30 protein-coding genes and 1 tRNA gene are annotated in these 23,885 nt (G+C 43.3%); all 31 read right to left on the reverse strand.

Going from position 1 to position 23,885, the window contains the following annotated elements:
* Window positions 1–85: 85 nt before the first annotated feature.
* A complete protein-coding gene (locus AC58QG_RS08650; RefSeq protein WP_497361668.1) occupies window positions 86–1,063 on the reverse strand; it encodes a polyprenyl synthetase family protein in 978 nt (325 codons plus the stop codon).
* Entirely contained in the window at window positions 1,060–1,923 is an 864-nt protein-coding gene (locus tag AC58QG_RS08655; RefSeq protein WP_497361669.1) for a menaquinone biosynthetic enzyme MqnA/MqnD family protein, read from the reverse strand. The genes AC58QG_RS08650 and AC58QG_RS08655 overlap by 4 nt, the downstream gene beginning before the upstream one ends.
* Window positions 1,904–2,518: a UbiX family flavin prenyltransferase gene (locus AC58QG_RS08660; RefSeq protein WP_497361670.1), complete on the reverse strand. Its 615-nt coding sequence runs from the start codon at window positions 2,516–2,518 to the stop codon at window positions 1,904–1,906. Before AC58QG_RS08660 ends, AC58QG_RS08655 begins: the two co-directional genes overlap by 20 nt.
* Window positions 2,515–3,390: a UbiA-like polyprenyltransferase gene (locus AC58QG_RS08665; protein ID WP_497361671.1), complete on the reverse strand. Its 876-nt coding sequence runs from the start codon at window positions 3,388–3,390 to the stop codon at window positions 2,515–2,517. The genes AC58QG_RS08660 and AC58QG_RS08665 overlap by 4 nt, the downstream gene beginning before the upstream one ends.
* Window positions 3,391–3,396: 6 nt before the next feature.
* The gene (locus tag AC58QG_RS08670; RefSeq protein ID WP_497361672.1) at window positions 3,397–4,152 is read right to left on the reverse strand and encodes a demethylmenaquinone methyltransferase; all 756 of its coding nucleotides are present in this window, start codon (window positions 4,150–4,152) and stop codon (window positions 3,397–3,399) included.
* Between the two features lie 22 nt (window positions 4,153–4,174).
* Complete coding sequence (locus AC58QG_RS08675) at window positions 4,175–5,041, reverse strand: heptaprenyl diphosphate synthase component 1 (RefSeq protein WP_497361673.1); 867 nt, start codon at window positions 5,039–5,041, stop codon at window positions 4,175–4,177.
* A 99-nt stretch (window positions 5,042–5,140) separates the two neighbouring features.
* Window positions 5,141–5,674 (reverse strand): hypothetical protein, encoded by a 534-nt coding sequence (locus AC58QG_RS08680; protein WP_497361674.1) that lies wholly within the window; start codon window positions 5,672–5,674, stop codon window positions 5,141–5,143.
* Window positions 5,675–5,796: 122 nt separating this feature from the next.
* The gene (gene mtrB, locus AC58QG_RS08685) at window positions 5,797–6,060 is read right to left on the reverse strand and encodes a trp RNA-binding attenuation protein MtrB (protein WP_497361675.1); all 264 of its coding nucleotides are present in this window, start codon (window positions 6,058–6,060) and stop codon (window positions 5,797–5,799) included.
* Between the two features lie 77 nt (window positions 6,061–6,137).
* On the reverse strand, window positions 6,138–7,064 hold the full coding sequence (locus AC58QG_RS08690; protein ID WP_497361676.1) for a phosphatase PAP2 family protein: 927 nt from the start codon (window positions 7,062–7,064) through the stop codon (window positions 6,138–6,140).
* A 116-nt stretch (window positions 7,065–7,180) separates the two neighbouring features.
* Window positions 7,181–7,254, reverse strand: a tRNA-Pro gene (locus AC58QG_RS08695).
* Between the two features lie 161 nt (window positions 7,255–7,415).
* Window positions 7,416–7,688, reverse strand: a complete 273-nt coding sequence (locus tag AC58QG_RS08700) for an HU family DNA-binding protein (RefSeq protein ID WP_056614405.1) — start codon at window positions 7,686–7,688, stop codon at window positions 7,416–7,418.
* Window positions 7,689–7,935: 247 nt separating this feature from the next.
* Window positions 7,936–9,414, reverse strand: a complete 1,479-nt coding sequence (gene spoIVA, locus AC58QG_RS08705; protein ID WP_056614411.1) for a stage IV sporulation protein A — start codon at window positions 9,412–9,414, stop codon at window positions 7,936–7,938.
* A gap of 250 nt (window positions 9,415–9,664) precedes the next feature.
* Window positions 9,665–10,408 (reverse strand): YphF family lipoprotein, encoded by a 744-nt coding sequence (locus AC58QG_RS08710; RefSeq protein ID WP_497361677.1) that lies wholly within the window; start codon window positions 10,406–10,408, stop codon window positions 9,665–9,667.
* A 21-nt stretch (window positions 10,409–10,429) separates the two neighbouring features.
* Complete coding sequence (locus tag AC58QG_RS08715) at window positions 10,430–10,777, reverse strand: 2Fe-2S iron-sulfur cluster-binding protein (protein ID WP_497361678.1); 348 nt, start codon at window positions 10,775–10,777, stop codon at window positions 10,430–10,432.
* A gap of 33 nt (window positions 10,778–10,810) precedes the next feature.
* The gene (locus AC58QG_RS08720) at window positions 10,811–11,401 is read right to left on the reverse strand and encodes a nucleotidyltransferase domain-containing protein (protein ID WP_497361679.1); all 591 of its coding nucleotides are present in this window, start codon (window positions 11,399–11,401) and stop codon (window positions 10,811–10,813) included.
* A gap of 25 nt (window positions 11,402–11,426) precedes the next feature.
* Window positions 11,427–11,720, reverse strand: a complete 294-nt coding sequence (locus AC58QG_RS08725; RefSeq protein ID WP_497361680.1) for a 2Fe-2S iron-sulfur cluster-binding protein — start codon at window positions 11,718–11,720, stop codon at window positions 11,427–11,429.
* 21 nt (window positions 11,721–11,741) lie between these two features.
* Entirely contained in the window at window positions 11,742–11,921 is a 180-nt protein-coding gene (locus tag AC58QG_RS08730; RefSeq protein ID WP_497361681.1) for a DUF2768 family protein, read from the reverse strand.
* A 100-nt stretch (window positions 11,922–12,021) separates the two neighbouring features.
* On the reverse strand, window positions 12,022–12,288 hold the full coding sequence (locus AC58QG_RS08735; RefSeq protein ID WP_497362813.1) for a stage VI sporulation protein F: 267 nt from the start codon (window positions 12,286–12,288) through the stop codon (window positions 12,022–12,024).
* A 228-nt stretch (window positions 12,289–12,516) separates the two neighbouring features.
* Entirely contained in the window at window positions 12,517–13,542 is a 1,026-nt protein-coding gene (locus AC58QG_RS08740) for an NAD(P)H-dependent glycerol-3-phosphate dehydrogenase (protein ID WP_497361682.1), read from the reverse strand.
* 31 nt (window positions 13,543–13,573) lie between these two features.
* Window positions 13,574–14,176 carry a glycerol-3-phosphate 1-O-acyltransferase PlsY gene (gene plsY / locus AC58QG_RS08745; RefSeq protein ID WP_497361683.1) on the reverse strand — a complete coding sequence of 201 codons (603 nt, stop codon included), beginning with the start codon at window positions 14,174–14,176 and terminating at the stop codon, window positions 13,574–13,576.
* Window positions 14,177–14,189: 13 nt separating this feature from the next.
* Entirely contained in the window at window positions 14,190–15,515 is a 1,326-nt protein-coding gene (gene der / locus AC58QG_RS08750) for a ribosome biogenesis GTPase Der (protein WP_497361684.1), read from the reverse strand.
* A 128-nt stretch (window positions 15,516–15,643) separates the two neighbouring features.
* Entirely contained in the window at window positions 15,644–15,823 is a 180-nt protein-coding gene (locus AC58QG_RS08755; protein WP_497361685.1) for a capping complex subunit for YIEGIA, read from the reverse strand.
* Window positions 15,823–16,749: a YIEGIA family protein gene (locus tag AC58QG_RS08760; RefSeq protein ID WP_497361686.1), complete on the reverse strand. Its 927-nt coding sequence runs from the start codon at window positions 16,747–16,749 to the stop codon at window positions 15,823–15,825. The genes AC58QG_RS08755 and AC58QG_RS08760 overlap by 1 nt, the downstream gene beginning before the upstream one ends.
* Entirely contained in the window at window positions 16,746–17,366 is a 621-nt protein-coding gene (locus AC58QG_RS08765; RefSeq protein ID WP_497361687.1) for a YphA family membrane protein, read from the reverse strand. Before AC58QG_RS08765 ends, AC58QG_RS08760 begins: the two co-directional genes overlap by 4 nt.
* A gap of 134 nt (window positions 17,367–17,500) precedes the next feature.
* Window positions 17,501–18,559: a type 2 isopentenyl-diphosphate Delta-isomerase gene (fni, locus tag AC58QG_RS08770; RefSeq protein ID WP_497361688.1), complete on the reverse strand. Its 1,059-nt coding sequence runs from the start codon at window positions 18,557–18,559 to the stop codon at window positions 17,501–17,503.
* Between the two features lie 28 nt (window positions 18,560–18,587).
* Window positions 18,588–19,901: a 30S ribosomal protein S1 gene (gene rpsA, locus AC58QG_RS08775; protein WP_497361689.1), complete on the reverse strand. Its 1,314-nt coding sequence runs from the start codon at window positions 19,899–19,901 to the stop codon at window positions 18,588–18,590.
* Window positions 19,902–20,051: 150 nt separating this feature from the next.
* Complete coding sequence (locus AC58QG_RS08780; RefSeq protein WP_497361690.1) at window positions 20,052–20,633, reverse strand: lysophospholipid acyltransferase family protein; 582 nt, start codon at window positions 20,631–20,633, stop codon at window positions 20,052–20,054.
* A gap of 2 nt (window positions 20,634–20,635) precedes the next feature.
* Entirely contained in the window at window positions 20,636–21,319 is a 684-nt protein-coding gene (gene cmk, locus AC58QG_RS08785; RefSeq protein WP_497361691.1) for a (d)CMP kinase, read from the reverse strand.
* Between the two features lie 139 nt (window positions 21,320–21,458).
* Window positions 21,459–21,683 (reverse strand): hypothetical protein, encoded by a 225-nt coding sequence (locus AC58QG_RS08790; protein ID WP_497361692.1) that lies wholly within the window; start codon window positions 21,681–21,683, stop codon window positions 21,459–21,461.
* Between the two features lie 66 nt (window positions 21,684–21,749).
* The gene (locus AC58QG_RS08795; protein WP_497361693.1) at window positions 21,750–22,412 is read right to left on the reverse strand and encodes a flagellar brake protein; all 663 of its coding nucleotides are present in this window, start codon (window positions 22,410–22,412) and stop codon (window positions 21,750–21,752) included.
* Window positions 22,413–22,501: 89 nt separating this feature from the next.
* The gene (gene ypeB / locus AC58QG_RS08800) at window positions 22,502–23,872 is read right to left on the reverse strand and encodes a germination protein YpeB (RefSeq protein WP_497361694.1); all 1,371 of its coding nucleotides are present in this window, start codon (window positions 23,870–23,872) and stop codon (window positions 22,502–22,504) included.
* Window positions 23,873–23,885 lie beyond the last annotated feature (13 nt).

The raw sequence follows: 23,885 nt of genomic DNA on the forward strand, positions 1-23,885 counted from the left end.
AGTTTTCGTTAGAAAACTAACTTCGTAAGCTCCACTTAGTTTTCGTCAGAAAACTGACTCCGTAAGCGTCCACTTCACGTTTTCCTTAATATGATCGATTCCCGATAAAATGAGCGATTTCGATGAGATCCTTTTTCGCTTGGATATCTGGCAGTGTGTCTAATGACGAAATCGCTTTATCAATATAAACCTGGGAAAGTCGATCAGCTTCCTTAATGCCAGCACTGCCACGAATCATTTCTAGAAATCGACTCACATCCGTTTGTCCATCCAGTTTATGTATTCGATCCAGTTCTGTCAATATCATTGGCTTTAAAGATGGGTCTTGGAGGGTCAGAAGCACTGGCAAGGTGATATTCCCCTGCTTGACATCACTCCCAGGAGGTTTCCCAATTTGCTTTTCAGTTCCGATTAAATCCAGAATATCATCTCTAATTTGGAAGGCCATACCTACATTATAGCCAAAATTATACAATTTAGTGCTCACCCAATCCGGAGCCCCTGATGCCATCGCACCTAATTGACATGAAATTGCTATTAACAATGCAGTTTTGCGGCGAATTCGCAGTAAATAATCACGAATTGTTTGTTCGGAATGAAAGAAAAATCGTATTTGTTCCATTTCGCCAATGGACATTTCCACTATGGCTTTGGACATAATCTGATGAACTTTGGGATTCGGGATCTGGGTGATAACACCTAAAGCTCTTGCAAAAATATAATCACCTGTAAACATAGCAATGCGATTGTCCCATTTGGAACGTACCGTCAATTGACCACGCCGCGTGTTGGCATCATCAATGACGTCATCATGCACAAGCGAGGCCATGTGGATAAGTTCCAATGGGACTGCTACGTTTTTCATTGTTTGAAGTTGATAATTGCCAAATTCACCTGAAAGAAGAACGAAAACGGGTCTAATCCGTTTACCTCCAGCTTTGAGTAGATGGATCGAGGTTTCCCTTAGTAAAGAATGATCGTTATTCACACTCTCTTCCAGCTCTTTCTCGATCGCTGAAATATCTCTTCTTTTTCTAGAATAAATATCCAACAAGTTTTTCATTCGGTCACCCGTGCCACTTTATTATCTTCCCATATCCCAATATGAACTGGTTTCGGTAAGAATCCTAGCTCGTAACAATATTGATAATACGAATTAAGTCCTTCCCACTGCTCAGCCGCGAAATCATAACACAATGTATGAAAATAATGATGCCAATAGTCAGAGGTGCCGCCAACGGTAGCTTGTGCCTCTTCAATCATGTACTTCGGTTCGTGATGGGCTTTTTCTTTACTTGCTTTAAATGCTTCATAAATGGACGCAACAAGCTCTGGATATTTACGAATTGTATCCTTTCGAATTGCCCAGACGGCGAATGACATCCATTTCCCCGTCCATTTAGCCCACTCTTGACCGAGATCAGTAATCATATACTTTTGATTCCGCCAGCTTTCCTTAATGGCATCATCCCCAATGAGGAGTGCAGCATCTGCTCCCTCCATCATTTGATCTAAGCTTGGCTTTGCATATTCGTACGTCGGTTTGCCGTTGTAAAACTTTTCTAAAATAATTTTCAGCAAATTCACAGAAGTTGCTGACGTCGTGGGAAGGATAATCTTTCCATTTACGATTTCTCGCAGTGGTTTGTCATGGAATAGCAGGATCGAATTGACTTCGCCATAAGAGCTAACTGAAAGATCAGGGAAGAGCATATAATCCTCGAAATATTGACCATAAGAAAAGGAAGAAATGGGACCCATATCTATACGGCCTTCAGCCATTGCTTGATTGAGTGATGTAGGTACTTGCTCAATAATATCGACGTCAGAACTATTCATCAGCTCTGGGAAATAATAATAGATCGGCCATACATTTGTATAATTAATTCGACCTATGCGAATTTTAGGGTCTAGGTTGCTCATCAATATCTCCCCATCTACGGTACAAGGAATGTTCAATCTCCATACTATCCATTACTTTACCTACCAAAAAATCAACCATCTCATCGATTGAGCGCGGACGATTATAGAAGGCTGGCATAGCCGGTATCATTCGCACCCCCATTCTTGTTAGGGTAAGCATATTTTCTAGATGTATAGCATGCAAAGGTGTTTCCCTTGGCACCAAAATTAATTTTCTTCCTTCTTTCAGCATGACATCCGCGGTACGCTCAAGTAAGTTATCGGATGAGCCATGCGCGATGCCCGATAACGTTCCCATTGAGCATGGAATCACAACCATCCCCTTGGTTCGAAATGAACCGCTAGCAACCGTCGCACCAATATTCGCTACGGGATGATATTCAAACGAGCCTGCTCGTCCCCCGAATTGCTTTTCGAGTACATCTTGACGTTTCGTTACGCTCCAGTCCAATTCGTCCTGCAGTACACGCCATCCAGCGTCCGTAATAATAAGATGCACATCTAAACCGAGATCCAACAACACTTCACATAACCGTACGCCATAAATAGCTCCACTCGCACCAGTAATACCAATAACCCAGTTTCCGCTGCTCATGAGTGTTGACTCACTAGGACATCAAGTAATGTGAAAGTGAACATGACTAAACTTAAAACACCATTCATCGTAAAGAAAGCTGTGTTTAATTTGGATAAATCCTGCGGTGTAACAAGTCTATGCTCTTTAAACAGCAGTATATAGGCGATAACTAGCCCCACCAGATATAGCCAACTCAGATGCGTGATAAAAAATAAGGAAACTAAACCGATTGCGGTTAAAATATGCAGTACTCGTGCTGTTAGTAGTGCTGCTTTAATGCCAAAACGACTTGGCAGGGAGTGCAACCCTTCTTTGCGATCAAAATCTGCATCCTGGCAAGCATAAATAAGATCAAATCCAGCGCTCCAACACGCAACAGTTAGGAAAAAGATGATGGATGACCATGTAAATTGACCTGTAACAGCAATCCATCCACCTAGTGGAGCAAGCCCCAGCGTCAAGCCTAGAACGAAATGGCATGTCCATGTGAATCTTTTGGTATACGAATAAATCACAAGAAAAAACACAGCTATAGGCAGCAGCTTCATCGACAACGTGCTTAGATGATAGGTTGCCCAAAAAAGAACCACAAAAGAGATGATGATATAGATAATTACTTGTGGTATTGAGATAAGCCCTGCAGGAATGGCTCGATTCACCGTTCGCGGATTTCGTTTATCAATCGCTTGATCAATAACACGATTCAAAGCCATCGCGGCGGTTCTTGCCCCCACCATAGCTAATGTGATCCAACCGATCTGTGACCAGCTCGGTAAATGTCCTTGCAAGACGACGGAACCAAGAATAGCCCCCATGAAAGCAAATGGTAATGCAAACACGCTGTGTTCGAACTTAATCATTTCAAGAAAAATCTTCAATTTAGTAAACATATGCTGTTACACTCCTGATTTCGTTTTACCTTTAGTCCCTACATGTAATGCTGCCACACCGCCAAAAAGTGGATGGGCTTGTACGTGATCTAAACCATTCTTCGCGAAAATCGCCGCTAGCTGCTTATGATCTGGAAATGTAATTAAGGATTCCGGCAACCATTTGTATTGCTCATATTTTTTCACAATCAATTTACCAAGGAAAGGCATGATATGACGGAAATAGATATAATATAAAGACTTAAACGGCTGCCACGTTGGTTTAGATAGCTCTAAAGACACAACTAGCCCTCCGGGCTTAACGACGCGTTGCATTTCTCTAATGACTTGTTCAAGATCGGGAACATTACGCAGGGCAAACCCGATTGTGGCAAAGTCAAAAGAATTGTCGTCAAACGGAAGACTCATCGCATTTCCTTGTATAAGCTCGATCTGCTGATCTAAGCGCAATTGTTTTACTTTCTCCGCCCCATAATCCAGCATATTCTGGCTGAAATCCAATCCAACCATTTTCCCAGTACCACTCGCTTGCGCAAGACTAATCGTCCAGTCACACGTTCCACAACATAAATCGATTGCTGTATCCCCCGGCTGTACATTCATCTTCTTCATTGCAAATTTACGCCAAGCTTTATGCCGATTAAAACTAATAATATTATTCATCAAATCATATTTAGGTGCGATACTTTCAAAGACACCATGGACAAACTCTTCTTTGCTCTTTGCTTTTTTATTTTCGTTATTAGTTTTGCTTAAACTCATTACCCAGGTCCCCTTAATCCCCTTAAATTTCTTCTAAAACTTTGGGATGCTCCCCAGCAAATCGTAAAAAGGGCTCTCCCATGTGAAAGAGTTCACTTTGTAGCATGTCCGAATCAAGCTTCTTAATATAGTCCTGCAATTGCTTGGTTTGGATGTTAAGCAATTGATACAATTGCGAAGAGATGCTGTACTTATGCAAAAGTGTACGAACCTTCGTTGTATCGACTTCTTCGCCTTGCAGCTGCTTACGCTCTTCTTTGGTGCCATTCTGGTTAATATGCCAATATCCCCAGCTGCCTTTGAACTTCGAAATCGACTCCATCAGGAAAATTTCATTGAATAACAGTTCACATCTCACAAAGCCTCTCAGAATTTCAGGCCATGCTTGTTTGTACGCTTCGGACATGACTTCTGAAAAAGACAAAAACAGCTGAGATTTGATTTCCACCATATGGTGAATGTAATCTTCTGCCGTCAGTTTCAGCTGTTTCATTTTCATATAGCTGCTCATCTTAAGCCGATTGACTTCACAGATCGCACTCGAAAGCTGCTTAATCATATCAATCTGCCCCGTTTTAGCTAGGAGATGATAAAATCTGGCACTAAAGTAGTCCCCGGCCAGCACTTTAAGTTGCCTTGACCTGGATGCCTTTTTCTCCTTGACTTCATTGGATGCCGTCACAAGATCATGAGTATCGAGTCCAAGTTGTACTAGTGCTGTAGCTAAGGTAAACAATTCACTTAATGAACTTATTTTGTTATCTTCATTCAAGAATGCAAACAACAGACGTGTGCGCAACTCAGGAAAATCGGGCAAGTCTGTGTGAATTTGGATCATATCATACTCCGTGTACTGCTTAGCGATCTCAGGGATCCGATAAGAATTCATGCAAAAGCCTCCGTAACCGTATGCCAAATCTCATTTTATGAACCTCGATGTCTCAATCCAAATTATTATAGCATAACACGTTAATAGAAGCACAATAAATTATAGGGGATACTTTTGCTGCCATCTAGAAGTATACGTGATGCGAAAGCGGTTCTGCAGCTCCTGCTCCAATTGAATTAAACTTAGCTCGGATGGCTTCTTCTCCATATCCTTGCCATATTCTCGCTGAGCTACCATGGCCAAGACGAGCTGTGTTGAGGTTGTATCTGCCGCCCCGGAATAATCTATGATCCGTACCCAAACTTGATCTACATTCTTAGTTTTTACAAGCATCGTCTGTGCGATCGTATACAAATCTCGGTAGACAGCAATGGAATCCGCATTTTTGGGCAAGCTCAAATCGAGTGACAATCGCGTTGTACTAAGTTCCACTTTCCGAATACGTAGCTGAAGCGGAATTTGAACTAGAAGATCTGCCAGGTTATTATCAGTCAACTGACCACCTCGATTATTGGACCAGGTGTAAGCGGAACCTAAGCCTGAAGATTGATCTATCTTCGGCAGCATGGATAGACTAATCGCAGCAACAACGGAAATACCTAGCGTGATCACAATGCGCATAGACCATTTCACATTCAACACCTCCTAAGCATATGCAGGAGCCAAATAACCGCCAGGTTATCTCAAATGACAAGTCCTATACACCATTGTACAAATAAAAAAAGCAGGCTATGCCTGCTTTTAGCAATAATCTCTTATTCTTCTGTATCGATCGTTCCAAACTTAGTCATAATCAATGCCTTACCTCTCACTTTTACCGCGGAGGTATGCTCAGTAAACTGAGCTATCATAACTTCACCTTTGTCTAGCTTCTCTGTATGATGAAAACGTGTGTCTTGTCCACGTGTTAATCCAATCACATGAACTCCATTGTCTTTGGCTTTAATCACGAAGTACTCATTACCGTTCGAGTTCGCGTTCGACTGATTGGACTGATTCGATTTATTCGATTGTTCCATATTCATCCTCCGTTCTTCCCTATCCTTCATCCCTGTATCTAATGATGCCAAAAATAGTAACCGGAAGTCAACATGTCCTAGACGGATATTTCAGCAGAAGCTGATTTAGCGCGTTTTCGGTAAAATTGTTTGAATTTTGCTGGCAAAGCATGTGTGGAACCGAGACGGATGATGAGATCCGTTAGTTTCACTGTTCCATATGCGAATAACATTCCCGCGAATACATCAATCACCCAATGGATTTGCAAATATAACGTCGAGAAAATAATCGCAGAGCAATACGTGACCATCATGTATTTGAAAATTCGATCCTTCTCTCGGAGCGCCAGAAGCAGCATCGCAAAAGAAATGGAGGTGTGCATACTAGGGAAGCAATTCATGACTGCCACTAATAGGGAATTTTCATCAGCGAATACGCGATGCAGTAAATCTGGTTGTTTATTTACATACCACACTTCATGAAGCAGGATCAGATTATAGAAAGGTAAAATGAGCGGAAATTGCAGCATATGCCCAGACAGCGCATAGGACAACATTTTTTTAACACTGCGGGTCCAGAAGCTTCGAACAATACAAATCCATAGCGAAAGTACGAAGCCATAGTTATACACCCACACCATCGCTCTATCTAGAAATGGAGTAGAAATCCACCTTGCCCATCCACCTGTATTCAGCGGAATGGCATTCATATAGCTATCCCAGCGCCAGGGGTGCCGATTATTTTCAAACATCCAGTTCGCAATTTTCCACCAAAATCCGTTGCCTGTCCCATAAAAATAATAAAAAATACCCAAAAGAGGAATTCCTATCAAAAAGAAGCGTTTCCAATCTACGTCAATCTGATCCTTCCGCACACCTAATAAGCAGATGCATAGCAATATCCAACATTCAGTACTCCAGTTACCAACTGTACCAATCCGCCAGATCAAGTAAATGGAAGCAATAATACCGAACATCGTCCAATCCTGTGACTTCACAAGCTCATTCAACTTCAACTTATTCAACCCGGTACCCCCTACGTAATCCAAGAAATTCTAGAAATCTAATCAACAGTTAATATTAATGCTCCCGCTTTCTTGGCAATAGAAAAAGACATCGAACACCGATGTCTTCTTCATAATCGGAGTAACACGATTCGAACGTGCGACCTCACCCACCCCAAGGGTGCGCGCTACCAGGCTGCGCCATACCCCGTTACGTTTACAGCCAAGAATAACGCATTCACTTTTGTAATTATAGTAGGAGAATTTCAAATTGTAAAGGCATTTTCAGGTAAAACAAATAAAGCCGCTACCCGCAATTAGCGGACACGGCTTTATAATTATGTAACGTTCAATCCTATGTATAAATACAAATTATTGAATGCCATCTTTAAGTGCTTTACCAGGTTTGAAAGCTGGGATTTTGCTTGCTGGGATATCAATTTCTCCACCAGTCTGTGGATTACGTCCTTTACGAGCAGAACGTTCACGAACTTCGAAGTTACCAAATCCAACCAATTGCACTTTGTCTCCACCTTGCAATGCTTCAGAAATTGCATCAAAAACAGCATCTACTGCTTTCGTTGCGTCTTTCTTGGATAGCTCAGAGGTTTCCGCAACTTTGTTGATCAATTCAGATTTATTCATGCCATTCACCTCCCCCCAAGATTTCTCACTTCCGTTACTTCCTGTTTTCACCGTTTTCCCAGAAATTATACATAAACCACTGAAAAATCGTTGATTTTCTAAGCAAAATGAACTTTGAAAGCAGACGAATAAATTCATAGTAATACACTCAGGGAGCAATTTCAAGTATCTATTTCCATTTTATGTGGGTCTTTCCGCTAAGAAACGACAAAAAACACTCTTTCGAGTGTTTTTTGTCCACATTTTCCTACAATATAATGGCGATCAAGCCACCTGAACCTTCGTTGATAATACGTCCAAGTGTTTCCTGCAGTTTATATCTCGCATTGTCTGGCATTTGGGCAAGCTTGCCTTGAATGCCTTCACGAACAATTGAATGCAACGATCTTCCGAAGATATCGGACTCCCAAATCTTCAGCGGATTATCCTCGAAATCCTGCATCAGATAGCGGACAAGTTCTTCACTTTGTTTCTCAGTTCCGATAATCGGTGAGAATTCGGATTCAACATCTACGCGAATCATATGAATGGATGGCGCCGTAGCTCTTAAACGTACGCCGAATCTGGAGCCTTGACGGATTAACTCAGGCTCATCCAGCGCCATCTCCGCTAACGTTGGAGGCGCTATCCCGTAGCCGGTTGTTTTGACCATTTCAAGGGCCTCAGCGAATTGATCATATTCCCTCTTCGCATGTGTGAAATCCTGCATGAGTTGGAGGAGATGATCCTTCCCGCGAATTTCAACACCAACGACCTCGACGAGAATTCGATCATAGAGTTCATCAGGTGCAAAGAGATCAATTTCAGCTACACCCTGCCCCATATTCAGACCTGCCAATGCAGCCTTGTCGATAAACTCATATTCAGCAAATTGACTGACAACACGATCGACATCACGTAAGCGTCTAATATCCTGTACCGTATCGCGAACGGATGCTTCGAATTGTGTGCGCAGCCAATGATTCTCATCCAGAACCATTACCCAGCTAGGCAAGTTCACATTCACTTCATGAACTGGGAACTCATACAGGACTTCACGAAGCACGGAGACCATTTCTTCTTCTCCAGCGCTAGCTACACTCATTGTCACAACAGGAACATCATAGCGGCTTTGCAGCTCACTGCGAAGCTCAAGTGCAGGCTCACTGTTTGGCTTCTGCGAATTAATAATCACAATGAACGGTTTCCCGACTTCTTTGAGCTCATTAATCACTCTTTCCTCAGCCAATACATAGGATGACCGCGGGATATCCGAAATCGTGCCATCTGTTGTAACCACGACACCTAATGTCGAATGCTCTTGAATGACTTTCCGGGTTCCAATTTCAGCCGCTTCTTGAAAAGGAATCGGCTCATCGAACCATGGCGTATTGATCATCCGAGGTCCGTTCTCGTCTTCATAGCCTTTGGCGCCATCGACTGCATATCCAACACAATCAACTAGGCGAACATTTACGTTCAGCCCCTCGGCCACAGAAATTTGAACCGCCGTATTCGGTACGAATTTCGGCTCCGTTGTCATAATCGTGCGGCCAGCAGCGCTCTGCGGGAGTTCATCGGTAGCCCGGATCCTATCCGCTTCGCTTTGAATGTTCGGCAGCACTACAGATTCCACAAAACGTTTGATAAAGGTTGATTTCCCTGTCCGGACTGCGCCGACAACCCCCAGGTAAATGTCCCCTCCCGTTCGTTCTGCAATGTCCTTAAAGATATCCACTTTCTCCAAGAGAATCCCTCCTACAGTTTGGTCGTCAACTGACTCTAGTGACGGTAACAATTGACTACTCGTACATTCATTTGGACTAGTAAAAATATATGTACTTTCGATAGAAATATGATAGATGCGTCCCAACTTTTTTTCGCTCATATTTTATGAAGCACATACGGCTTTCGAAAGAATATATGATGAGTCGGTTGCGCTTATTCTATAAAGACAAAAAAACCTCCTCCAGTCATGGAAGAGGTTTAATGTATGACTACTTTTGCGGCATAGGCTGATTCTGTTGCCAAGCATAAGAAACACTGCGAATCGGTACAAAATAGGATTTCTCTACGAGAATCTGCCTCAAATCCTGATCTGGCTTCAACGAATTGCCTAAAGCGTTATTCTGAATAAACGTGTTGATATCCATCGCATAATCAATGGAAACTTCCCCCGTTTGTTTGTTTAAAATGTACGTTATTGCATTTTTCAGATTATAGACAGACTTGATATCGGGTTCCTTCATCCCTAGCAGCTTGAAATCTACATATGCAAATGCGTCATTCTGCGATATCCCCTGCGGCATGTTCCCCCCATGCTTCGCAATGTAATCATTCACTTTCTTCTGAACATCCTCGACACTTTGATAGGCGGATAAGTCCATCAGCTTCACCACTGGCTTCGTTTCTGCATCAACGAGAACATAGATGAATACACCACCGCTTTCGAAAGCATTAGCAGGCACCGTACTCAGTAGATTCATTTTTTTCAATTTAGGAAAATCGATCACATATTTCTCATAGAGCGGCGTTGACATATCGCTATTTTTAATGGGAAGCACGCCTGATTTCTCGTGAAAGGTATCTACCGCTTGTTGGACGACGGTAATAAATTCAGCCGGATTGATTTGATTCTCTTTTCTTAGTTCTTGCGGGTACGCACAGCCTGTAAGCAAAATAACCAAGATAAGCGCTAGAAGCAAGCTTCCACCTTGGGTTCGTCTTCGTTTTACGTTCACAACTCAACCATCCTATCTGGTCTAAAATATGTCATTATCCTCTGCTTGTCGAGCAAGTTGAGCACGAATTGCTGCCTTTAAAGGATCCTCTGGAATGTTAACCTCCACGGTACCTGTTACACGCGCTTGACAGGCAAGACGAACCCCCTCATCAACAAGGGACCCCAGCTTCAAGCGTTCATTCGTATTCAGCGGAGCAAGACCGCTTTGATCGATGACCTTAACTTTACACATTAAACAGGCGGCCTTCGCACCACAACGTGTACGGATATGGACTTTCGCCCTATTGCCAGCATCCAACAAAGTTGTGCCCGCTCTAACTTTTATTTTTTTGTTATCTGGCCAAAAATGAACTTCATATACACTCATAATCGTCACCTTCTTAAAGGACCGTCTATCTGATTATCGGTTCCAATCTAGCATTTCGTTCATCTTTGTAAGAAATTCATGCCCCCACTGATTTCGGTTCATTAATTCAGTCAAAGCCTTCATATGTTTGTCAGGTTGATCTTGCATCGTCTTGAGAATCGATTCATAGCGATCAGGCCGGTTACGCAGGACATTGAAGAGAAACTCATGTGCTAGCGGCATCAGCGGCACCTTCGATGCCTCAACAGAAGCAGAGCAATCATAGTTGTCATGTAAGTAGTTGACTTCGACTTGATACAAGGAACCAAGAGCTTTCACTTTAAAATCACCAACAACTTCAACGGCATGACCATCGATGCAATAATGACTCAGTATAGATGCATATATGGGTGTTTCGCTCAATTCCGGACGATCTATCGCATATGGTTCTAGCAGCTTATGTACCGTATGAACATCCTTCAGATCTATATAAATGTCCAAATCTCTGGGAGTTCTTCCTATATCGACGTTGTGCATGAGTAAACCACAGCTTCCGCCAATCAACCATTGAATGCTGTGATCTTGCTGTAACCGAGTATGAATAGTCGAAATCGACGGGAGTAGTGGCTCCAGCAGTTTCATCATGCCCACACCTTTCAGGCAGTAATTTTTAGAAATAAGGCTTATGCGTAACCGAAATGGTTCCTTCTTGCTTCACTACGCATTGACAGGCCAGACGGTAGCCCTGTTCGAGCTCTTCTGGCTCTAGACGATCTTCTTCCGCTTCTGATGCCTCAGAAAGCAGCTCACGGCCTTCTGCAATATAGCAGCGGCATCTTGCGCAAGTTCCTCGCGTGCATGAGAACCCCCACTCCACATCTGCCTTCAAGGCATGGTCCAGAATGGTTAATCCAGTTTCCGGCGTTAGTTTAACCTGGGTTTTGCGAGTTTTCAATTCTAACATGATGATCTCCCCTCCGGTCGGTTAAAACAAAGAAGACAACATAAATAGTAAGATGGGGATAAACATTAAAAAGGCGACAAACGATAACACACCGCGCCACAATCCTGATGTTCTTGTACGTGCATATGAAATTAAAAAGGAAGCAACAACCATCAATCCCATGGCTACAAATGAGGCCCACATTTTGTCTAAAGGTGACATATTCTAAACTCCTTATGTAAAAATCGTAAAATGAAACACATGTAAGTATAGCACAGAAAAGGGAAAAAGCATAAAGGGGATGAGGTCCCCTTTATGCTTCTTATTTCTTACCCATCATCATGCTCATTAATTGCTGCATATTATTGGTGTCAAGTTTACTGCTTTTTACAGCTTGAACGATATCATTAACGGTTTCTTCGGATACCTTGATATTCACTAAACCAGAAACCTGTTTAATGAGTGCTCGTAGTTGTGCTTCGTTCTGCATTGTAGAAGGTTTCACGCCGCTTGCAATTTTTTCGATATCTTTAGATGTAACGGATTTGCCCGTCTTCTTCTTGACTACACTTAATACGTCCTTCGACATATCTTTATTCGCCAATTGTGCCGCCTCCTGTACCCTAAGCTATTGAGAACTCCTGATAGGGTATAGTATGAATGCGGAGAAGATCTGGTGTAGGCTATCTCCAACCTTTTGTTTACCACATTAGAAAGTATAAGCTTTCGGTTCCCGAAAACGTCTTGCTAATTGGCGATAAAAACAACCTCTAAAACGCGGTCACACATCCTCGAAGGACTTCGATAGAAGTATTTCTCATCGTGACAGCGGTAATTCTTCCATTTCGTGCGTACGTACACGTCCCATTAGATCACGGGCTGCAAGCTGTGGAGATTTCCCTTCGAATAAAACATTATGTAATTCATTTGTAATTGGCATGGTGACGTCATATCGACTCGCAAGATCATAAGCTGCTTTCGTCGTTTTGACGCCTTCTACAACCATTCCCATCTCTTTGAGTACATCATCTAGTGGAATACCTTTAGCCAATTTATTGCCTGCCCGCCAATTTCGACTATGTCTACTTGTACATGTTGCAATCAAATCACCAATTCCAGCTAAGCCAGCAAAGGTAAGAGGGTTCGCCCCCATTGCTGTACCTAATCGGGTGATCTCCGCGAGTCCTCTTGTAACGAGTGCCGCTTTCGCATTATCCCCAAAATCCAAACCATCCGTTAGCCCTGCACCAAGTCCAATAATATTCTTCAGCGCTCCACCTACCTCAACACCAGTTACATCCGGATTCGTATACACTCGGAAGTATCGCGTAATGAGCAGGTCCTGAGCAGCCTCAGCAGCTTGTAGATCCTGAGCAGCGACAACTACGGTTGTCGGCATTTTGCATATGACTTCTTCCGCATGACTGGGTCCAGAAAGGACGACAAATCGCTTCGGATCCATCTCTGGCAGCTCGTCCGCAAGCACCTCCGTCATACGCTTCAGTGTTCCTGTTTCAAAGCCCTTCGTCGCGTGAATGATCAGCGTCTCTTTCTTCAAAAATGGACGCATGCGCGAAGCCACCTCGCGCATGCCTGAAGATGGCACAACCATGATGATCGCATCTGCATCCTGCACGGCATCTTGCAAAGAATTAGTTGCTATGATCGATGGCGAAAGCGAGATATCCTTGAGAAAACGACTATTGGTGTGCTTTTCATTAATTTCCACCACTTGTTCTTCGTTGCGAGACCATATAAGTACTTCTTTCCCATTATCCGCCAATACCGAGGCGAGTGCCGTCCCCCAACTTCCAGCTACAAGGACCGATACTTTTTGTGTCACGGTTTCCCCTCCTACGTGTAGTTGTTTTGCGTTAGGCTCTTTTCTGGCCCAGCTTGTTTTCTTTTCCTTGAATAAGCTTCACAATGTTCGTCCGATGGCGTAAAAAAGCAAATGCACAAAGCAAAATGCTGATCCACAAAACTGGCAACGGTCGGTCCATCCCCCAAATTAGAAAAGGTAAGAGTGCTGTAAGAATAAGGGAGCCGAGCGATACAAATCGTGTGATAGCTATGATGACGATTGCGGTTAAGCCAGCGATCAATGTAGGGACCAAACAAAGTGTAGCCATGACCCCAATGGTGGTCGCAATCCCTTTGCCACCTCGAAAGCCAAAGAACACAGGCCAATTATGCCCTACAATGGCTGCTAAACCACACAAAACGCTAATCCAGATATCATCAGGTCCAGGGGCAGCCCAAACCCCCAGCAAGACAGCAACGACGCCTTTCAAGGCGTCCAGCAGCAAGACGAGGATTGCGGGCCCCTTCCCCAATACGCGGAGTGTATTCGTTGCCCCTGCGTTCCCGCTGCCATGCTTGCGGATATCAATTCCCTTAAACCATTTTCCGAATAAATAACTAAAGCTTATGGATCCTAGTAAATAGCCCACTACAATTGTTATTATCGAAAGCAATGTACAACATCTCCTATTCTTTGTCCGAAGTTTTTCTACGGCTCAAGATGCGAATCGGCGTTCCTTCAAAGCCAAAAGCAGCACGGATTTTGTTATCCAAATAACGTTCGTACGAGAAATGCATAAGCTCGGGCTCATTCACGAAAAGAACGAAGACTGGCGGCTTAACAGCCACTTGTGTCACATAGTTAATTCGCAGACGTTTCCCTTTGTCCGTTGGAGGCGGATTGTAGGCAACAGCATCCGAGACAACATCATTAAGTAGATGAGTTTGTACGCGTAATGCATGATTTTCAGCCACTTGAACGATAACTGGCAGCAATTTATGAAGACGCTGTGTTGTTTTGGCTGATACAAATACAATCGGTGCATAGCTCAAGAACAAGAAATGATCACGAATTGTCGTCGTGAAATGTTGCATCGTCTTATCATCTTTCTCTACGATGTCCCATTTATTTACGACAATGACAATCGCTTTTCCTGCTTCGTGCGCATATCCAGCGATGTGCTTATCTTGATCAATGATGCCTTCTTGCCCATCGATAACAACCAACACCACATCTGCTCGCTCAATGGCTTTCATAGCACGCATAACACTGTATTTCTCTGTGTTCTCGTATACCTTGCCACGCTTACGCATACCCGCGGTGTCAATGATAACGAACTTCTGTCCATCACGTTCAAATGGCGTATCAATGGCGTCACGAGTTGTACCTGCTACGTCGCTCACGATAACTCGCTCTTCCCCAAGAATCGCATTCGTCATTGATGATTTCCCTACGTTCGGACGGCCAATCAATGCAAATTTCACAACTTCTTCGCCGTACTCATCCTCTGATTTATCAGGGAATAAGTTACATACGACCTCAAGAAGATCGCCAATCCCAATACCGTGTGAGCCGGAAATTCCAACAGGGTCACCGAAACCAAGAGAATAGAATTCATAAATATCATCTTGACGTGCCAAATTATCTACCTTATTCACAGCCAAAACGACTGGCTTCTTGGAACGGAACAATAACTGTGCGACTTCTTCATCCGACGGAGTTACGCCTGCCTTCGCGTCGACCATGAAGACGATGACATCCGCTTCTTCGATGGCAAGCTCAGCTTGTACACGTACAGATTTCATGATAGCGTCTTCGCCATCAATTTCAATACCGCCTGTATCAATAACACTGAACGATGTATTCAGCCACTCACCAACACCATATAAACGATCCCGTGTGACACCTGGTTTATCTTCTACGATCGCCATACGATCGCCTACGATTCGATTAAAAATGGTGGACTTTCCGACATTAGGTCGGCCTACAATTGCAAGTACGGGTCTAGCCAATTTATATCACTCCTTCGAATTCCATGATCAGACATGGAAAATTACGCAACTTACATCATAACAAAAAAGACGTGCTTTTGCTAATCTCTTTTGAGACTTCACTCCACGAGCTCATTTCCAAAGCGGTTTTAGGAATGTTTCACCAAAATCATCGTACCATTTTTCAAGTCGTGTGCGTTCGCATCTAACATTTTCTCCAATGAAAATGCAGTTCGCTGCAGCTCATCTTCCCCATCAACAACAAAGATCGGAGCACCGCCAGCAATACGTTCTTTCGTTAATGTTACGATTGCGAGGATTTGCGACATTAGGGATTACCCCTCCCTCTTTTATTCACACCAGCTTCAGAAGGCATGCGAACAGCACTTTCAAGAACAGGCACACGATGAAGAGCTGTGACCGTTTTCTCCTTATCATTCTCCTGTAAAAGAAGAAGTAGACCGATCGTCCCCGAGTCTAAATCCAGTTTAGCCATAGGCCGCAAGGATGGCTCTCCCTCATCACGATAAACACCGAATAAAGTAGACATGTCATACATAATCGCTTGTCGTTGCCCTAAATGTGAAATCGTTACACGTGCGTTGCGATTTTTGGGTTTAATGAAAAAACCTTGCCCATATTTCATTATTTTTTCACGATTGTCGACAAGCCCAACATTCATCATATAGATGGAACCCACATAAACATCAGGCCCTTCCATCCGAATGTCAACCTGCTCAATATCAGCGATATCCCCTAAGTTACTGCCGGATTTGAAAAAGTTTGCAAGTAAAATCGAAAGAATACCTGCAATAACTCCCCAATACCAAGCAAATAGAATGCTAAATAACGAGGCCAAAAATGCCGTCATGATGACCAAATAATTACGACCTTCGAAAACCATCGCAATCCCTTCAATATAGGCAGCGCCTCTTGGTACTAATTCTAATTCATCCACTTTGGTCAAGCTTTGTCTTTCCATATTGCGTACGTCTCTAAATTGTTGAGCAGCGAGCGATAAAAATGTAACAGCTGTATAATTTTTCTCAAGTAGTGCCGGTATGGCCACTGCCCCAAGCCCAGCAGCAATTACCCCGAGTGAGACATGGATGATTTTCCCGTGTGGATAGGTGGGATATTGCCTGTAATCCGTACGCAACATATTGATCCGGGACACAATGCCAAAAATAACACCTACGACAATCCCGATCGTATACCGATGTGTATGAAACCATTCCATATCCATGAAACTCATCTGTTCCCCTTTCGACCTATCCAATTTCTCACCACGGTTCGACAGCCACTATACGCTGCTTGCAGCATGATCGTCATTGTTCTCGCTGTGAAGATGGAAAGCCACCATTGATCTTGAAAAGTGGCCGTACCGAGTCGATGAAAACCATCCACTTCATGGATACCAGCTTGATACATATCCCCTATCAGATAACCGATCGAAATTGCTGCAATCTGTTCCCAGGCATTGCGTTGAACAACTACGGCAACAATGGCTAGTAACAGAGCCGTCTGCCACACTGAGTTACGTATAATGAGTATAGGGTCCATCTCGAGAAGCTGTTGGAACAGAAAGTGGAGTGAGCCAATTAGAAGACCGATGGATAGCAGATGCAGCTTATGTATAAAACCTTGTGTGACATAAAGAATACTGAATGAAATCGTTAGCACGACGACATAGACGAGTTGAATATGTACATGTTGTATCGTTATGGTTACTCTCGTCCCTATAAGCCAAGAGGCAAAAAAAAGAAGCATGCCCTTATGCGATATACTTCGGATGTACAGCTCCTTCCAGCCGCTTGCGAGCAAGATCAACGTGATGCAAAGGAGAATAAGCGACAGATAACCGGCATTCATAATCAAACCACCCTAGCCTGCGTAGCCTTCGATGACTTCTTACCCATCGATTGGCTTCTTGCGGATCTTCAGGCTCCCCCTCAAATAAACAAATAAGGGAGATCTGCCTGATCCTTAGTATGGCAATATTTTGATTATTTACTCGGATTTCTTCGCTCTGCGTATGAAGTTAAGTCAATGCCTCTCGTACGACACCATTCAGCGGTGTCTCCAACTATCACTACTGGGCATTGCGTTAAGTCTTGAATGGATTTTGCGCCTAATGCCGTCATGATTAAGATGAGTCCTTGGTGCAGCTCTTCTGCATAAGCATGAAGGGCATCAACACCATCTACACGCAATACCTTAAGAAATGCCCCTGCCATGCCTACTGCCGAAGCACCTAATGTAAGCGCCTTAGCGGCTTCCAATGCATTCGTAATACCGCCTGATGCAATGACAGAACCCCATTGATATACAGATAAGACCTCTAATAACGACATACTTGTCGGTGTTCCCCAATCATTAAGCCATGACAATGCAGCTGGTCGTCTTGCATTTTCTATTGCAGCAAAATTCGTTCCGCCTGAACCTCCGACATCGATAATTTGCACACCAATATCCTGCAGCTGTTTCGCGTTATCGCGTGATATGCCAAAGCCGACTTCTTTCACAATAACTGGAACAGAAACATGACGAACCATATTCTCGATGCGCCCTAGCATACCTACGAAGCTGCGATCACCTTCAGGCATAATCAGCTCCTGCATAACATTCAAATGAATTTGAAGCGCATTCGCTTCAATCATATCGACAGCACGTAATGCTTGATCAGTTGTGGCCTCACTGCCCAAATTAGCGAAAATAATTCCATTTGGATTCTCGCGCCGCACGACTTGATAGCTGGATGCCACTTCGCTATTTTTAAGTGCTGACATCTGGGAGCCAACTGCCATAGGCAAGCCTTTCTCCCGGGCGAGTATGGCCAGTTCGCGATTAATGCTCTCTGTCTCATGAGCGCCGCCGGTCATTGCATTAATTAAAATCGGCGAACTCATAATGAGATCGCCGATTGTTGTTGTTAAAGCAATATGATCCGTCGAAGTCTCAGGAAGACAGTTATGCACAAGCTTGATATCCGCCAGCCCTTGCTGACGAGTTTGACCAAGCTCCAGCGCGTAATGGACATGCTCCATTTTGCGTGAGATGCGCATTTCTTTACCTCCTAGAAGTTGGATCTATTTATTTTTTGAACTTTGCTAGCTTATCTCCAAAACGCTCACCAAGTGTCATGGACAAACCTTGATTGCTTAGGGATACGTTTTCGTTGCCAGCAATTTCTTTTTGGTGACTAGCACTGTTACCGCGATCACGATCGCCGCGTGGTTGTCTTTCTCTATCTGGCTTACCAACTGATGACGGAGCCGCTGCACCAGCAGGTGCTTCAGGAGCATCTTCTGTATCTTTAATGCTCAAGCTAACGCGTTTCTCAGCAAGGTTGATTTCCAAGATTTTCACTTGTACTTCTTGGCCTTCTTTCAAAACTTCATGAGGCGTACCGATGTGACGGTGTGCGATTTGGGAAATGTGTACTAGACCCTCTACACCTGGAGCCACTTCAACGAATGCGCCGAAAGCTGCAAGACGTTTAACCGTACCTGTTACGATATCACCAGCTTTGAAATCACGCTCAACATTTGACCAAGGGCCATCTTGTGTAGCTTTGATGCTTAAGCTGATTTTGTCGTTGGATGGATCCAATTTAAGGATTTGTACCTTAACTTTGTCTCCTTCTTTAACAACATCAGAAGCTTGTTCTACATGATGCCAAGCAAGCTCGGAAATATGAACAAGTCCGTCGATACCACCGATATCAATGAATGCACCGAATTGTGTCAAGCGTTGTACTGTACCATCTAGTACTTGACCAACTTGAAGTCCTTCGATGATTTTCTTTTTGTTCGCTTCGAACTCTTCATCCAAGATATCTTTTTGAGATAAGATGACTTTGTTTTTCTCGCGATCGATTTCTTTCACACGAAGACGCAATGTGCGACCTTTGTAGGAGGAGAAATCTTCAACAAATTGACGTTCAACCATGGATGCAGGTACGAAACCACGTACGCCAATATCCACAACTAGTCCGCCTTTAACAACTTCAGCAACAGCAGCTTCGATAATTTCTTTGCTTTCAAGTTGCCCTTGCAGCGTTTCCCAAGCTTTTTCGTTGTCAACAACACGTTTGGACAATACCAATGTTTCTTTCGCATCGTTAATGGAAACGATCTTCAATTCAACTTCTTGACCAAGCTCAACCGCTTGCGCAGCATCATTCAAGCTTACGGATGAAAGCTCACGAACTGGGATGACACCATCGTATTTGTAACCGATATCCACGAAAGCTTGATCAGCGTCTACTTTTACGATTTTGCCTTTAACTGTAGCGCCTTTCTTTAGCACAGCAACATTGTTAAGCGCATGCTCTGCTTCTGCTTGTGAAACGGCCGTTTCTTGAGCTTCCTGTGATTGATCTTCAACTTTTACTTCATCTGACATGAGATTAGCCTCCTCTATTTACAACCAACAAAAATAATTTATAAGTCACAAAGCAGCAGGCAAGCTCCTACTCTGTTTCAAACACAATAATAAGTTCAAATCACTTTATGGTTAGTATAATTCCAAGCTTTCGATTCCATACATTTCAGACTAGGCTTTACTAGTAACCGTATGTAGTCGGCGTATTTCTTTCATGATCGCTTCTGTTGCCAGCTCCAAATCTTCTGAGCTTGCTCCTGCATAAGCCGTCAAATCAAGTGGCGCCCCATAAACAATCGTCATACGACGGAAAAGTGAGTAGGTACCTACAATAGCTACTGGAACAACAGCTGCACCCGATTTCAATGCAAGACTAGCTGCACCTTTTTTTCCCATTCCTCCAGCATTACTTCTAGATCCTTCTGGAAAAACGCCAAGCATATTGCCGTCACGCAACAACTGTACAGCAAGTCGGATCGACTCTCTGCTAACGCCGCCGCGTTTAACAGGGAATGCCCCTACTTTCGAGATGATTGTCCCAAGAACTGGGATATCAAACAACTCCGCCTTGGCCATGAAATGAACCTTGCGCCGCAAAGGAGTACCTAAGAAGGGAGGGTCCAAGAAGCTTGTATGATTACCACACAAAACAACTGCGCCTTGTGTTGGAACATTCTCCATTCCAATCGCACGCATTCGGAAAAATACGGTAAAAATAAATCGAAATAAGGCTCTTCCGATGCGATATAGCATCTTTATTTGCCACCTCCGACTTTGTCCTTGCAAAGTCCAAGGATTTCGTCCACAACTTCTTCAATCGTCATTGACGTACTGTCCATCAACACGGCATCATGCGCCCTACGCAGTGGTGAAATTTCCCTCGCTTCATCGAATTGATCGCGACGTGCGATATCCTGCTCCAACTCGGAAAGAGTCAGTGTATTCGTACCACTGTTTTCTAATTCCTTGAATCGGCGCTCAGCACGTTCCTTCACACTCGCAGTTAAGAAAACCTTAATTTCTGCATCTGGCATGACATGCGTACCAATGTCACGGCCGTCCATGACTACGCCTTTGGAAACTGTCATTTGCTTCTGCAAAGCGACTAACAAATGACGTACAGCACCATAGCTGGCAATTTGCGAAACATGTGTCGTTACATCCGCTGAACGGATAGCTTTCGTCACATCAACACCATCTACGAATACTTGTTGTCCTTCATCTCCAGGAATGAGCTCAATCTTCATGCGATTGGAGAGCGCAGCCACTTCTGTTTCTTGCTCAGGTAGCAGCCCTTCTTGCTGTACTTTCCATGTTACTGCTCGATACATGGCTCCTGTATCCACGTAAATAAAACCTAGTGCACCAGCAACTAGCCGTGCAATGGTGCTTTTACCGGCTCCAGCAGGACCATCTATGGCAATATTGAACTTATCCAAGCTGCTGTTCCTCCTAACAATACTTCACAGTACCTTACGTACAAAAAAGCAGGCACTTGCCTGCTAATTAATAGAAATTATACCACACAACATGGTCATATGCAAAACTCGGGTTCATTCGTATGCTGATTTCATGCGCCTAGGAGCGTTCTTTCATTGGATGTTCTGGCACAATATACGGCTGTCCTTCCAGAGGCTCAACACGTGTGAAATGCTTGCGAATGTACGCATTTTGCAGCAAGGCTTGTACACAAACTAGCAGAATAACAACAAAAATCACAGCTCTGATAATGACCTTCTCCACTTTCGCAGAGAACCGAATAAATAATTGCTCATACGATTCAGATTCTTGCTCCTTCGACATGAGATCACACTCCTGCTAGCATCCAATATGCATAGCAGTATACCCGTAGCCATCATGTCTCAATCCTTAGCGTTTACGAAAATCCATTTGTCTTTCGAAACAAAAGCGGATCAGCTTCTGCCTTTCCCTATCCGCAATCTCTGCGAATCTGATCATGACAAGCTGCTTGCCTGTCTCGGTTGCCTTAACGCGTACAACTTCACCCGTAAACGGAATATGCTCGATCGTACCATTCTTGAAAGGTGCAAGCACCCAACATGAAATGATGGCATTTAAGCCGATCGGGATATGACCATCGCAAATAAATGAGATTCCACCGCCGCCAACGTCATCGGTTAACCCAATAAATTGGATCTGGTCGTTCAGCTTTACGGCGATTTCTAATTCAGCCAAAACTCGCAGGAAATTTCTTCGTTGAATTTGAGTTATCGCACTTAGTTCTGGGAGTCGCAGTTCAATTAAGCGGATTACATCCTCAGTGAAACCTACAACCTCCGTAGTGAAATAGTGCTTTACACCGCCTTGTCCAAGGAAATGAGCGCTTATTTCATCCCCCTGATACATCTTCTTCAAACGTCCTGTTTTCTCATTAAGCGGGATTTCAATAATGATCGCGCTTTCTGTCACATCCGCAATTCTCGACTTATATTCGATTTTGGACTCATCTTCGTCAATACTGTTCATTTGCATATGTAATATCTGGTTGACCTTAGGAAGCAATTTCCGCACCTCCGCGAAGTAATATGCATTAATTATACCATGCCATCACCAATTAGATAGAAAAAAAAGAAGCAGGATGCCATCCTGCTTCTTACTTACTAAGATTTTCCTTTTGCTGCTTCCGCTTGATCTTGTCGAATCGTCTCAATTTTCTCTTCCATGCCAACATCCGCATTGATATAAATACGATAGATATTGTTATTCATCGTACCGATAAATTCATGACATAACACCTCTTCGTCCAGATCATTCTTAATGATCGCGAGAGATTCGCCCGTCACCTTCATCTTAGAGCTCAGCTGCTTACGTGCTTGGTCGACTGTGATTTTTGGTTGACCAATCGTACGCTTTTTTTGAGAATATATATAATTAGTAGCCTGAAGCCCCGTTACTTCAAGCGTGTCCAAGGCAACTTTGACCGTTACTTGTTCAGGATAGATAGTGACATTGTTTTCTTTCTTAGCAAAGAGAATGGTTGCCGTATTCTGGTACTGATCATAACTAATTGCACTTAAATCCTTATATTCATGCTGATCCAAAAATTCATCCGCTATATCTCTTGCTTGACGAAGATTAAACTTCGATGATGGCACATCACGCGACTTCATGAAATAAATCAGATGACCGCCTTTTTTGGTAAAATCCATTTGTGTATCCGTTTTGGAAGCATCACCAGTCGGAACAATGACACTATAACTTTGAAATTCAGGTGCATTTCCGCCGTTCTCGACGACTTTAATGCCGTTTGAATCCTTAATTCCAAGGAAATCAACAGCCTTCTTTTTAATTTGTTCTGCTGTCATCTCATTGCCTGTTAGCATTTTGACATCATTTTTGGAGAATACCGACAGGTTGCCTGTCCCCCAATTCAACTCGTCATATCCACCTACTTGTTTATCCACAATCTTAAAGCCATCGATAATCGCATTGTCGTGCATTTCGTTCTCAGATGCAAGAGCGGTCTCCACATCCATCCATCTTAAATTATTTGCAATTACTTTATCTTGTACACCGCGAATTTCTTTCGTAATATCTGCAGAATGTGCGTAAAGTGTGTTCAAAGTCTTCATTTCTGCTTCTGTTAAGGGCTGCTTCGTCATATCACGTACCGACATGCGATAGGAGAAATTAGCCATATTCGCTAGAAAATCTTCTGTTTTATTAAAAGGCAGCAGCATTAGGGGCAATTGGGTGATATCGCTTTGCGCTTGGCTTGTTAAACGCCAAACATTCACCAACCCTTTTCGATAGGATGGCTCTGAAGTTTCGTTCACGGCTAATGTATTACCTAGCTCTGTATGTAGCTTATCCATGTGAAAGGACAGATCGTGAAACGCCCGTTGGTACTGATTCTCTGCTTTAATTAAAATCGTATTTTTCTCTTGGTGCTCTAAATACCCCCAAACAGAAGCTCCGATTAAAGCCAGCAATAGAAATGGAAACATGACAATACTTAATCTTTTATACACAGAACTGCTCCTT

The sequence above is a fragment of the Paenibacillus sp. J22P169 genome, assembly GCF_059691995.1.